Origin of the sequence: Bacteroides mucinivorans (genome assembly GCF_034654355.2) — a bacterium.
Taxonomy (GTDB): Bacteria; Bacteroidota; Bacteroidia; order Bacteroidales; family Bacteroidaceae; genus Bacteroides; species Bacteroides nordii.
Genome location: NZ_CP178179.1, coordinates 3,332,506 through 3,345,956 on the forward strand (window position 1 = coordinate 3,332,506; position 13,451 = coordinate 3,345,956).

General features: G+C 42.0%; 9 protein-coding genes. 4 read left to right on the forward strand and 5 right to left on the reverse strand.

What is annotated here, in order from left to right; genetic code table 11:
• Nucleotides 1-10: 10 nt before the first annotated feature.
• Nucleotides 11-559, reverse strand: coding sequence for a UpxY family transcription antiterminator (locus tag VCM39_RS12750; protein WP_289293266.1), 549 nt, complete (start codon nt 557-559; stop codon nt 11-13).
• A gap of 1,156 nt (nt 560-1,715) precedes the next feature.
• Here VCM39_RS12750 and VCM39_RS12755 point away from each other — a divergent pair.
• From VCM39_RS12755 to VCM39_RS12770, 4 genes are all read left to right on the forward strand, one after another.
• Nucleotides 1,716-2,063: an SH3 beta-barrel fold-containing protein gene (locus tag VCM39_RS12755; RefSeq protein ID WP_322932527.1), complete on the forward strand. Its 348-nt coding sequence runs from the start codon at nt 1,716-1,718 to the stop codon at nt 2,061-2,063.
• A gap of 161 nt (nt 2,064-2,224) precedes the next feature.
• A complete protein-coding gene (locus VCM39_RS12760; RefSeq protein WP_321028776.1) occupies nt 2,225-3,049 on the forward strand; it encodes a DUF4373 domain-containing protein in 825 nt (274 codons plus the stop codon).
• Between the two features lie 317 nt (nt 3,050-3,366).
• On the forward strand, nt 3,367-3,705 hold the full coding sequence (locus VCM39_RS12765; protein WP_002560817.1) for a type II toxin-antitoxin system RelE/ParE family toxin: 339 nt from the start codon (nt 3,367-3,369) through the stop codon (nt 3,703-3,705).
• A gap of 8 nt (nt 3,706-3,713) precedes the next feature.
• Entirely contained in the window at nt 3,714-4,817 is a 1,104-nt protein-coding gene (locus VCM39_RS12770; protein WP_322932526.1) for a HigA family addiction module antitoxin, read from the forward strand.
• A gap of 49 nt (nt 4,818-4,866) precedes the next feature.
• Here the strand turns inward: VCM39_RS12770 and carB are convergent, their stop codons facing one another.
• From carB to glmS, 4 genes are all read right to left on the reverse strand, one after another.
• The gene (gene carB / locus VCM39_RS12775) at nt 4,867-8,139 is read right to left on the reverse strand and encodes a carbamoyl-phosphate synthase (glutamine-hydrolyzing) large subunit (RefSeq protein ID WP_322932525.1); all 3,273 of its coding nucleotides are present in this window, start codon (nt 8,137-8,139) and stop codon (nt 4,867-4,869) included.
• 83 nt (nt 8,140-8,222) lie between these two features.
• Nucleotides 8,223-9,401, reverse strand: coding sequence for a glutamine-hydrolyzing carbamoyl-phosphate synthase small subunit (gene carA, locus VCM39_RS12780; protein WP_322932524.1), 1,179 nt, complete (start codon nt 9,399-9,401; stop codon nt 8,223-8,225).
• Nucleotides 9,402-9,529: 128 nt separating this feature from the next.
• Nucleotides 9,530-11,413 (reverse strand): amidophosphoribosyltransferase, encoded by a 1,884-nt coding sequence (locus tag VCM39_RS12785; RefSeq protein WP_221649016.1) that lies wholly within the window; start codon nt 11,411-11,413, stop codon nt 9,530-9,532.
• 159 nt (nt 11,414-11,572) lie between these two features.
• Nucleotides 11,573-13,417, reverse strand: coding sequence for a glutamine--fructose-6-phosphate transaminase (isomerizing) (glmS, locus tag VCM39_RS12790; RefSeq protein ID WP_221649017.1), 1,845 nt, complete (start codon nt 13,415-13,417; stop codon nt 11,573-11,575).
• Between the last annotated feature and the right edge of the window lie 34 nt (nt 13,418-13,451).

The following is a 13,451-nucleotide window of genomic DNA, read 5'->3' on the forward strand; positions in this document are numbered from 1 at the left end:
TTACAACCAATTATAATGAGGAGTCGGAAATGCGTTCTATCAAGGAAGGATGGATGTAGGCAGTAGCTACTGCCATGACTCCCTGAATACAAACCGACACGCGGCGGTCTCCCTTGACACGGATGATGACTCCTTCCACACCCTCGAAGATACCACCGGTGACACGAACACGGTCGCCTTTCTGTAAGGCGGTGGCGACGGGATCGAGGTAGACAATCTGCTCTTCGTAATTGCCCGAAACGGCAATGAAGCTACGCATCTGGGAATCCGGGATGGTAATCGGACGACGAAGCTCCTGATTGAAGATGTAACGGACAGCCAAAGAGAGGGCGATGGACTGACGGATATCTTCGATACATTGCAGTGAGGAACGGACGAAGATAAGGTTATGCACCACGGGAACGAGTTTGCGGATTTTACGGTCCGCTTTCTTGATGTACTCGTAGTGCATGGGGATGAAGTTCTCAATCTTTTCGGCATCTAAAATCTCTTTCAGGAGAAGCTCGCGGCTATAAGTGACGCGAAGCGGATACCAGTGTATGTCAGTGGATTTGTTCACAATTGGATATTCTTTAGGGACACCGGGGTAGTGAAAACTCCTTCCGGTTAAGCGTGTATAAGTAGAGATTATCAATGAGTTATACACTTGCCCTCAATAGTGGCCCTATCACAGGGAACGAACATAAAGAGGGGATTTATGAGGTGTGCAAGGACTTGTTTTTATTGAAAACAAAGCGGGATGCACAACTTATTATAAACGAGCCGACTGAAAGCAATAAGTGTTTCAATAGACGTTCGTTTAATTGAACGCTTTTTTTACACATCATATAAAGGGAAAATATCATAAAAGCATACAGATAAAAGAGTAATTTATTTAATATCGTATATTACTAATAATCAGACCATTGAGGGTAATTCAATAAATATAATATCATTTTTTTTATTAAACATTTTGCCAGTATAAAAATACCTCATATCTTTGCGTTCAATTAAACGAACGTTTATTGAAACACTTTTATATTCGATAGATATTTTATTGATTTACAATACAATACACACATAAAACAAGCATTTTCCTTCATTTTACCCCATAAATAATCCATACTAAATGAATTAATTAACTACTTTCGCGATTTTAAACATTTTTATCATTAACTAAATTAAAATCGCGAATTATGAACCAAAAACTACAACAGAAAGAGGATAGTAAAAGAGTAAAAAAAACGAGGATAAAAAGTATTTACTAACTAATAAACAGGAAACTCAATCAAAGAAAGGAAGAAAAAAGGAGAAACCAATGTGCGGTATTATTTCCTGTCACGAAGAATATATCAGAGACATGATATTGTTGTGCAAAAAAGGAGCAATGGGAGAAGATTTAAAGACATGTCAAGCCAGTTTAGCACGATTTATTTTTGAAAGAAGCACACTCATTCATATAGTCAACGGGGAATACAAACAACTAAAATACAGCACTATAAAAACCTACATATCCCAAATATGGAATGAAGAGGAATAACACTAATCCGGTTATGAGGAGACAGCGAAATTACAGGACACCTATTTTGTAAATTCATTTTAGAATAATAAGCATATATTCGCAGCAGATTGAAGCGAAAGATGTAGGAGTGCCGCTTTCTCAGGATGCGGCACTTTCTTTGTATACAGCATCAACCTGAAAAAAAATAATTATTCATCATTTTAAATTCAGTATTATGAAAAAGCAGAAAAGGCAGGTGTCACAGAGTGAAGCAATGAAAGCAAGATGGAAAAGACGGATCGTGATGGAAAAAGATTACCCGGAGAGTACCGCACAATGGATGGCAGAACGACTGGAAACATTGTTGGACCACATGCTGTATGGGCATGCCATGATTGCCTATCACAAGCAGAACGGAGATTTCAAGTTTGTGAAAGGGACACTGATCTATTACGAAGCAGAGTTTCACAAAGCATACGATCCAACAAAGGTGGAAGGAGCCGTCGTTTACTGGGATGTGGAGCAACAGGGATGGAGAACGTTCCTGGTGGAGAACTTTATGGAATGGAGACCGGTTGTTTAATGGAAAATTGAAAGTTGAAAATTGAAAATTAGCTGCGCTATCATGCTGAATAGTAATTTTCAATTTTCAACTTTCAACTTCCAATTAAATAAGAAGTTACTATGCAGCGCATAGCGCAGCCAACTTTCAACTTTCAATTTTCAATTTTCAACTAAATAAACATGGCTACAGAATACTATGGAATAAACTACTTCCCGTTACTGACGGGATTTTTTCACTGCGATACGATAGAACTGATTACGGCGATACATGGAGTGAAAGGGCCGCATGCGGTGATCATGTTGCTGTGCAAGATATATACTGACGGGTATTACATTCATTGGGGAGAGGACCAATGCATGATTTTTGCAAGGAAGTTAGGACCGGAATACGATAAAAAGACAGTGGAAGAGATCGTAAACCTGCTCATCGAAAAAGAATTTTTCGATAAAGAAAGCTACGAAAAACACGGAGTGCTGACTTCTGTGGAGATACAAAAGGTATGGTTGGAGGCTACAAGCCGCAGAAAGAAGGACTTAACCAAACTGCCCTACATGCTGACAGAGGGAGCGAACTCAAAAAATGTATGCAAAACAGGTAGTTCAACTACAGAAAATGTAGACAAGTTACCGACTCAAATGGAGTTGAACCTCGAAAATGCAGACAATTTCAGACAAAGTAAAGTAAAGCAAAGTAAAGCAGAGAAGAGTAAAGAACTTCCCCCCTCTAATCCCCCCACCGGGGAGAAGGAGGAAGAGGAGGATATTTCTTTGCTTCCTCCCCCACCCGAATACGCACTCAATGAGAAAACACACAATTACAGCGGGCTATTGGAGAGCCTGAGGCTGCACAATGTGAAAGACAAAACCGAGATTAAAGCGATACTGAGATTGTCGGACTACGGCAGGAAGGGAACGGAAATATGGAGAATACTGGCAAAAACAAACTGGAGCAGGATTGAGGCACCGGGGAAATACATCCTGAAAATACTCAGGACATCTCAGTAAAAAACAGGTTTAAAAACCTGGAAATCAAGCAATAAAAAAGTACGTACTTTGATACCCCAAAAGTACGTACTTAACACACTATTAATATGCATTTTAAGCCGATGTTAAAATACTAAGTTTAAAATCAGACTATTAAAGGCTTGAATACATAAAAAAAGTTTTAATTTTATGTTATATTGATAAGTCCTTTAATCAAAACTTAAAAAAACAACTAACACTTACTGTTAGTTAGAATAAAAACACTATCTTTGCAAAAAGAATAATTATCTTCTTTTTCAATTAACACCAAAGAGCAATCAAAACTAAAAACAAAAGGAGTGGAAATATTGTTCCAAGATAAAAAACTTAGTAAACAAGCGGAGGATTACAAGAAATGTAAAAAAGAGCAAGGAGAAATCAGAGCTAAATTATTCATGAAAAGAATTGGCGATTTATACAATGCTGAAACTCTTGAAGATGTACGATATTTACCGGGCCATTATCACGAGTTAACAGGAGATCGCAAAGGAGAATGGGCCTGTGATCTGGACCAGCCCTATCGATTAATTTTTGAACCTCATGAAAAACCTATACCAACCGATAAAGACGGGAAATATATCTGGCTGGAAATAAAAGAAATAGAAATAATAGAAATTAGTAACTATCACGGTAAATAAGAACAAATATGGCAACAACAATGAATCATTATACTCCTCCAGTAGCATTCCATCCAGGAGAAACATTAGCTGAAAAGTTGGAGGAAATGGGAATGAGCATTAAGGAGTTTGCTATTCGTGTCACTAAACCAGAGAAAACGATAATAGCAATCATCCGGGGAGATAGCTCTATAACCTCCGATATGGCAGTATCATTTGAGAGTGTTACCCAGATTCCCGCACATTTTTGGATGAACAAACAGAGAGTTTATGATGAATATATAGCTCGCGAAAAAAGAGAGAGATTGATTCAAGAATCAGTAGAATGGATCAAATTATTTCCTATAAACGATATGATAAAAAAAGGTTGGCTTTCTCCATGTAAAAATACCGGAGAAAAAGTTTATCAAATATTCTCGTTTTTTGGAGTCAGTACTCCTAAAGCATGGGAAGATTATTATTTCAACCAACAATTAAAAGTTGCTTTCCGAATTTCTTTAACAAATACCAAAGAACCATATGCCATTTCAGCATGGTTGAGACAAGGAGAACTACAAGCCACCAAGCAAATAGCCAACACGCCTTATTCGGATAAAAAACTGAAGGAGATACTACCGGAAATGAAAAAACTAATGGTAGCCCAACCTGACAATTTTCCATTTCAACTTCAAAAACTTTGTCTACAAGCAGGCGTCAAGTTAGTCTATACCCCCTGTTTGCCTAAAGCTCCCATAAATGGTGCTACCCGCTGGATAGGTGATTATCCATGCATACAACTTTCCGGACGTCATAATCGGAATGACATCTTTTGGTTCTCATTCTTTCATGAAGTGGGTCACATCCTCCTACATGGCAAGAAGGATATTTTTCTGGAAGATATAGAATATACCGACAAACAAATAAAAAAGGAACAAGAAGCTGATAATTTTGCAGAAAAAATGACTCTTACAAAATCAGAAGAAGCTGAAATTATCAACTCCAAAGATTATTCTACTCAATCTATTAAACGTTTTGCTAAAAAGATAAATACACATCCTGCCATTATAGTAGGCCGATTGCAACATCTGAAAATTATAGACTATTGGCAAGACCAGCAATTAATAGAAAAAATTGATTTATTCAAAGACGTATAAAAAAAATGAAGGCCATATACAGCCTTCATTCTTTTTATACGTCTTTATTCTACTTGTATTCCTCCCAGCTCTTTATAGCAATATCATCAACACTCATTGTACAGAAGGCATTGATAAATGCACTTGCCAAACGGGCATTGGTAATCAGAGGTACATTCAGATCGATAGCTGCACGGCGTATTTTATATCCATTGTCGAGCTCACCGGCAGTGAGGTTCTTCGGAATATTAACTACCATATCTATCTCTTTATTATGGAGCATTTCAAGCGCTTGCGGATGCTTGTCCGACTCACTCGGCCAATAGACCAGGGTACTCTCAATGCCATTCTCGGCAAGAGTTCGGTGTGTTCCACCGGTAGCATACAGTTTATACCCCTTATTGACCAGCATACGGGCCGCCCCCATCATATCTATCTTTTGCTTGGGTGTACCGGTAGAAAGGAGAATGTTCTTCTTAGGAATACGATAGCCAACAGAAAGCATGGCTTTCAGAATGGCACAAGAGGTATCAGAACCAATACAGCCAACCTCACCGGTAGAAGCCATATCTACGCCCAGCACAGGATCGGCCTTCTGCAAACGATTGAAGGAGAACTGTGATGCTTTAATACCAACATAATCAAGCTCAAAAAGATTCTTCGATGGTTTTTCTACAGGCAGGCCGAGCATTACTTTAGTTGCCAGCTCGATAAAGTTAATCTTCAACACTTTGCTGACGAAAGGAAAACTACGCGAAGCACGCAGGTTACACTCGATAACCTTAATATCATTCTCACGGGCAAGATACTGGATATTGAACGGACCGGAGATATTCAATGCTTTCGCAATCTCACGGCTGATACGCTTGATACGACGGACGGTTTCTACATACAGTTTCTGAGGAGGGAACTGAATAGTAGCATCTCCGGAATGTACACCGGCAAACTCGATATGCTCACTGATAGCATACGCGATGATCTCACCATTCTGCGCCACAGCATCCATTTCTACCTCTTTGGCGTGTTCAATAAACTGGCTTACCACTACCGGATGTTTTTTAGAAACATTGGCTGCCAATTTAAGGAAACGTTCCAGCTCTTCCTGGTTGGAACAGACGTTCATGGCTGCACCACTAAGCACATAGGAAGGGCGAACAAGCACCGGAAAACCGACCTCATCAACAAACTCATTAATATCGTCCATAGAGGTAAGCTCGCGCCAGCGAGGCTGATCTACACCAATACGATCGAGCATGGCAGAGAACTTCTCGCGGTCTTCGGCATTATCTATACTCTTGGCAGAAGTACCTAAGATATTGACTTTCTGTGCATCCAGACGCAGAGCAAGGTTATTCGGAATCTGACCACCGGTGGAGACAATGACCCCATGCGGATTTTCCAGTTCAAGAATATCCATTACGCGTTCAAAAGTCAATTCGTCAAAGTAGAGACGATCGCACATGTCATAGTCTGTAGATACCGTTTCCGGATTATAGTTGATCATAACGCTACGCCAACCCTCTTTACGAATGGTATTCAGTGCCTGCACACCACACCAGTCAAACTCTACGGAAGACCCGATGCGATAAGCACCGGAACCAAGTACGACAATGGATTTATGATCGCCCAGATAGGTTACATCATTGGCCACACCGCTGTAAGTGAGATACAGATAATTGGTCTGCGCAGGATATTCGGCCGCCAGTGTATCAATCTGCTTCACTACAGGCAGGATGCCTATACTCTTCCGATAATTACGCACATAAAGGATACCATCTTCCATATCCCCCTGAAAACCGATACCACGAGCTATCTGGAAGTCAGAGAACCCCTGTACCTTCGCTTTGCGAAGTAGTTGTGGGCTGAGATTTGACAATTGAGAATTAAAAAATGCAGCAGCATCTTTCACTGTCAATTGTCCACTGTCCACTGTCAATTGCCTAAGCTCCTCGGAAGTACGCATGATATTCATCAGTTTCTGAAGGAACCATTTATCAATCTTGGTCAGATCGTGTACCTGGTCAATCGTATATCCGGCACGGAAAGCTTTGGAAATAACAAAGATACGTTTATCAGTAGGTTCACGCAGGGCTTTATCAATATCGGCTATCACGAGTTCTTTGTTTTCTACAAAGCCGTGCATGCCTTGGCCTATCATACGGAGACCTTTCTGGATAGCCTCTTCAAAGGTACGGCCGATAGCCATCACCTCGCCTACGGATTTCATAGAGGAACCCAACTCTTTGTCTACACCATGGAATTTTCCTAAGTCCCAACGGGGTATCTTACAAACCACATAGTCCAATGCAGGTTCAAAAAAAGCACTGGTAGTTTTAGTGACGGAGTTCTTCAAATCGAACAGGCCATAACCGAGTCCTAATTTGGCAGCAACAAAAGCCAACGGATAACCGGTTGCCTTGGACGCCAATGCCGATGAACGCGAAAGACGGGCATTTACCTCGATAACGCGATAATCTTCCGACTCAGGATCGAAGGCATACTGCACGTTACATTCACCCACGATGCCAATATGACGAATGATACGAATGGCGAGTTCACGCAGTTTGTGGTATTCTTTATTGGTCAATGTTTGTGACGGAGCAATTACAATAGATTCCCCGGTATGAATGCCCAGCGGATCGAAGTTCTCCATGTTACAAACGGTGATACAGTTGTCGAAGCGGTCGCGTACTACCTCATACTCCACTTCTTTCCATCCTCTTAGTGACTTTTCGACAAGCACCTGCGGAGAGAAAGCAAAGGCTTTCTCAACAAGCACATCCAGCTCTTCTTCGTTATCACAAAAACCGGAACCAAGTCCGCCAAGCGCATAAGCGGCACGAACAATCACCGGATAACCTAACTCCCGGGCTGCTCGGCGTGCATCTTCTGCATTTTCTACGGCTTCACTTTTGATGGTCTTTACATCAATCTGATTCAGTTTCTCCACAAAGAGCTCACGATCTTCCGTATCGATAATGGCCTGCACGGGAGTACCGAGTACCTTTACATTATATTTTTCAAGGGTGCCTTCCCTGTAAAGGGCCACCCCACAGTTCAACGCAGTTTGCCCACCGAAAGCAAGCATAATGCCTTCCGGTTTTTCTTTCTGAATTACTTTCTCTACAAAGTAAGGAGTCACAGGAAGGAAGTAGATCTGATCGGCTACCCCTTCACTGGTCTGCACCGTAGCAATGTTGGGGTTGATAAGAATGGTTTCTATGCCTTCCTCTTTCAGAGCCTTCAGGGCTTGCGAACCCGAATAGTCAAACTCTCCGGCTTCACCGATTTTCAAAGCACCGGAGCCGAGGAGCAATACTTTCTTTATATTTTGTTCTTTCATTGATTACATATTTTTGGTTGCACCACAGAGGACACGGGACTCTCCTCTCCCGTACTCTCGCTTACACTGCGGTAAATATTGAATTACAATAGCTTTACGAATTCGTCAAACAAGAATTCAGTATCCGTTGGGCCACTGGCAGCTTCGGGATGGAACTGTGCCGAAAACCAGGGGTTTGTTTTGTGACGAATACCTTCATTAGAACCATCATTCATATTAATGAAGAGTGGCTCCCACTCAGCACCCAATGTATTGTTATCAACGGCATAACCATGATTCTGGCTGGTAATGAAACAACGTTCCGTGCCCACCATGCGTACCGGCTGGTTGTGGCTACGATGACCATATTTGAGCTTGTATATCTTAGCACCACCCGCTTTTGACAGTAACTGATTTCCCATACAGATTCCAAAAATAGGAAGTTGGGGATTCTGCATCGCTTTACGGATATTCTGTACGGCAGCATCACAGGTATCAGGATCACCCGGACCATTGGATATAAACAGACCATCAAACTGTAATCCGTTAAAATCATAATCCCAAGGGACACGAATGACTTCAACATTACGTCTGAGCAGGCAACGGATAATGTTTGTTTTTACTCCACAATCTACAAGAACAACCCGCTTTAGTTGACAATTGACAGTTGACAATTGACAGTTGAGCTGCGCAATGGGGAGATCTATACTAAAAGAGCGACTTTCACCGTTCGCATAGACGATAATCTCTTTGCAAGAAACCTTATCGACATAATTGATATTTTCATAACTATCCACTGTCAACTGTCCACTGTCAATTGTCAATTGTCCATTGTCCACTGTCAACTGCTCACCGTCAAATACAATCTTACCCATCATCACCCCATGTTCACGCAACACTTTGGTCAGTTCACGGGTATCAATGCCTGTAATACCGGGCACTTGTTCACGCTTCAGCCAGTCGGCAAGGCTTTCCACTGCATTCCAGTGACTGTATTCTTCTGAATAGTCACTCACAATGATAGCTTCGGCATGAATTCTCTCACTTTCCATAAAAGTAGCCAATCCATTAGATTCAAAAGTGAAAGGAGGCACACCATAGTTACCCACCAATGGGTATGTCAGTGTCATCAACTGTCCGGCATATGAAGGATCAGTCAGACTCTCCGGATAGCCTGTCATGGCGGTATTGAATACTACTTCGCCCGCCACCGGCTTCTCGTAGCCAAACGACTTACCATGGAAACGGCTCCCGTCGTCAAGGATTAAAGTTACATTTCGCATCAATTTATTTACTATTTGACAATTGAAAAGATTGACGATTAGACGATTTACAATTTACGATTGGGATGACTCCCATTTGCCAATAAAGTAACTTCAATCGTAAATTGTAAATCATAAAATCGTAAATCTCAAAATTGGTATACTTGTTCTATATAATTTATAAACGCTTCATTGAGCAGCTTCACACCACCCGGCGTAGGATAGTTGCCACTGAAATACCAGTCACCCGTGTGATGAGGACAAGCCTCATGTAAGCCACTGAGCGGTTGATACACAATCTCTACTTTGGCCTTCGTGCCTTTCGGAGTGAGCAATTCCACCATTTTGGCAGAAATCTCCTCATCGGTGAATGGGGCATAGATGTCCTTTACGTAATTCACCAACTGCTCTTTAGGTAGGCCAACCTGATCTTTCGACTTACGATAGGCAGCAGCAATCACATCTTTCATATCACGCTCTTTCAGGAGTTCTACAGCTGCTTTAAAGGCTATAAACTCACTCATCTTTGCCATGTCAATGCCGTAATAATCGGGATAACGCACTTGCGGCGAAGAGCTTACAATAACAATCTTCTTCGGATTCAGACGATCGAGAATACCGATAATGCTCTGTCGGAGTGTTGTACCGCGCACAATACTGTCATCAATAATCACCAGATTGTCTATACCGGCACGGAGGCTGCCGTAAGTGATATCATATACATGCGCAGCCAGGTCGTTACGGCTATTGCCCTCGGCAATAAAAGTACGCAACTTGATATCCTTGATAGCAACTTTTTCACTACGAATGCGCCGCGAAAGGATACATTCAAGTTCTTCCATATTAGGATTGTGTCCCAAAGCAGCTATCTGCTGTACTTTCTCTTCATTCAGATAATTGTCCAATCCCTCGAGCATTCCGTAGAAAGCTACTTCGGCTGTGTTCGGAATAAAAGAGAACACCGTATGATCAAGGTCAGAGTTTATCGCTTTCAGAATACGGGGAATCAGTTTCTCTCCCAACAACTTACGCTCTTTATAAATGTCTGCATCGCTACCACGAGAGAAATAAATACGCTCAAAAGAACAGGCTCTCTTCTCACGGGGTTTATTAATCTGAGTAATACGAATCTGCCCCGTCTTGTTGATAAAGAGTGCTTGTCCCGGTTGCAATTCTTTAATTTCCTCAACAGGTACATTGAGTGCTGTCTGAATCACAGGACGTTCAGATGCCAGGACAGCTATTTCATCATCCTGATACCAGAAAGCAGGACGGATCCCCCACGGATCACGAATAGCGAAAGACTCACCACTTCCGGTCAGTCCGCAGATAACATATCCCCCATCCCACTCTTTACTGGAAGAACGCAGCACATTGGCAAGATCGATATGCTCTTCAATAAACCGGGTGATACCCATACCCGTCTGCCCTTCTGCTTCTGCAAGATTAAAGAGACGTTCTACTTCCCGGTCGAGACGATGCCCTACCTGTTCGAGCATAATATAAGTATCGGCATATTTGCGCGGATGCTGTCCGATAGCTGTAATGCGGGTAAAAATCTCATCCACATTCGTCATATTGAAATTACCGCAAAGGGCCAGGTTCTTGGCACGCCAGTTGTTCCTTCTCAGAAACGGATGAACATAGGAAATACCGGATTTTCCGGTGGTAGAGTATCGCAGATGTCCCATATACACTTCACCGGCAAAGGGCAAGGTACGTTTGGCAAAATTAGCATCGTGCAACTGTTCAGAGGTCAGATCTTTAAAATTGCCTTGTACGGTCTCAAAAATCTCAGTAATGGCACTCGATCCTAATGCACGCTCACGGAACATATATTCTTCTCCCGGATTGGCTGCCAGTTTCACACAAGCCAGTCCGGCGCCTTCCTGTCCACGATTGTGCTGCTTCTCCATCAGGAGGTAGAGCTTATTCAATCCATACATCCACGTTCCGTACTTCTTCTCGTAATATTCCAACGGTTTGAGCAGGCGTATCATGGCAACGCCACATTCATGCTTTAATTGTTCCACCTTGTTTATTTACTATTTGACAATCTATTTTAATTTACAATTAGACGATTGAAGGAATTTACAATTAGACGATTGACAATTTACGATTGGGATTACTTCCCATTTATAGATTAAGGTAACTTCAATTGTAAATAGTAAATCGTCTAATCGTAAATCCCTTTATTCTACCGTTACCGACTTCGCCAGATTCCTTGGCTGATCCACATCCATCCCTTTACATACCGCCACATGATAGGCAAGCAATTGTAAAGGCATTGTGGTAATAAGCGGATCAAGACACTCCAGTGTTTCGGGAAGTTCGATACAATAATCAGCTACTTTGCTGATCACTGTGTCTCCTTCGGTGACAACAGCTATGACTTTTCCCTTACGGGCCTTTATCTCTTGTATGTTGCTGAGTACTTTTTCATACATTCCATTTTGAGTAGCAATAACTACCACAGGCATTTCGGCATCAATCAAAGCAATAGGGCCATGCTTCATCTCCGCTGCCGGATAACCTTCAGCATGAATATATGAGATTTCTTTCAGCTTCAAAGCTCCCTCCAGAGCTACCGGATACGAATACCCGCGACCAAGATAGATAAAATTATGCGCATACGTGAATATTTTAGATAATTCTGCGATTTTATCATTCAGTTTCAGTACTTTTTTCATTTTTTCAGGGATGCGGCTCAATTCGTGTACTACACTAAGGAAATGGGCCTCATCAATGGTTTGCTTCTCCCGCGCCAATGTCAGTGCAAGCATAGTGAGCACCGTAACCTGTCCGGTGAAAGCCTTGGTAGATGCTACGCCTATTTCGGGACCTACATGTATATAAGAACCTGTGTGCGTAGCACGCGGTATAGACGAACCGATAGCATTACAAATGCCGTAGATAAATGCACCACGGCTCTTTGCCAACTCAACGGCAGCCAGTGTATCGGCAGTCTCACCACTCTGAGAGATAGCAATCACAACATCACTTTCGTCAATCACCGGGTCACGGTAACGGAATTCGGATGCATATTCCACCTCCACCGGAATGCGGCAGAGACTTTCAATTAAGTGTTTGCCTATCAACCCGGCATGCCAGGAGGTTCCGCAGGCTACAATGACAAAACGCTTTGCTTTCAGAAGTCTCTCCTTATAATCAATGACGGCCGAAAGCACAACATTGTTACTCTCTACATTGATACGCCCACGCATACAATCATAGATGCAATCGGGCTGTTCGAATATCTCTTTCAGCATAAAATGCGGATAACCACCCTTTTCCAGTTGCCCTAAGTTTAACTCTACCTTTGTCACTTCAGGAGTCATCTCCACATTGTTCAGATTCACCACTTTCAACTCCCTGTCCCGGTGTATCACTGCTATCTCTTCATCTTCCAGATAGACTACCTTATCAGTATATTCTACAATAGGAGTAGCATCCGAAGCCAGGAAAAACTCATCTTCACCAATGCCCACCACCAACGGACTACTTTTACGCGCTGCAATAATTTCATCGGGATGATCCTTCTCCAATACGGCAATAGCATACGCACCAATCACCTCACGCAATGCCAACTGTACGGCTGTCAGCAAATCGAGGTTATTAGTAACTTTCATATATTCTATTAATTGTACGAGTACCTCGGTATCAGTACTGCTTTTGAATGTATAGCCTTTGGCCTGGAGTTTTTCTTTGAGAACGGCGTAATTTTCGATGATACCGTTATGGATGAGAGCGAGAGTTTCGGAAGAGGAATAATGAGGATGGGCATTAACTGAACAAGGTTCTCCGTGAGTAGCCCAACGTGTATGTGCAATACCAATGTTACCGGAAATATCTTTCTGTGTGACAAAATTTTCCAATTCGGAGACTTTTCCTTTTGTCTTATACACATTCAACTGTTGGTTGTTACTGATTAGTGCTACCCCAGCGCTGTCGTATCCCCGATACTCCAGCCGTTTCAGCCCTTTGACAAGGATGGGGTAGGCTTCTTTTTTACCAATGTAGCCTACAATTCCACACATATTATCCTATTTTTATGTTTTCAGGGTACAAAGA

What these genes read in the sequence shown, in the direction of transcription:
- VCM39_RS12755 (WP_322932527.1), top strand. Translation starts at nt 1,716, where the DNA reads ATGAAAAAGCAGAAAAGGCAGGTGTCACAGAGTGAAGCAATGAAAGCA.
- VCM39_RS12760 (WP_321028776.1), top strand. Translation starts at nt 2,225, where the DNA reads ATGGCTACAGAATACTATGGAATAAACTACTTCCCGTTACTGACGGGA.
- VCM39_RS12770 (WP_322932526.1), top strand. Translation starts at nt 3,714, where the DNA reads ATGGCAACAACAATGAATCATTATACTCCTCCAGTAGCATTCCATCCA.
- carB (WP_322932525.1), bottom strand. Translation starts at nt 8,139, where the DNA reads ATGAAAGAACAAAATATAAAGAAAGTATTGCTCCTCGGCTCCGGTGCT.
- carA (WP_322932524.1), bottom strand. Translation starts at nt 9,401, where the DNA reads ATGCGAAATGTAACTTTAATCCTTGACGACGGGAGCCGTTTCCATGGT.
- glmS (WP_221649017.1), bottom strand. Translation starts at nt 13,417, where the DNA reads ATGTGTGGAATTGTAGGCTACATTGGTAAAAAAGAAGCCTACCCCATC.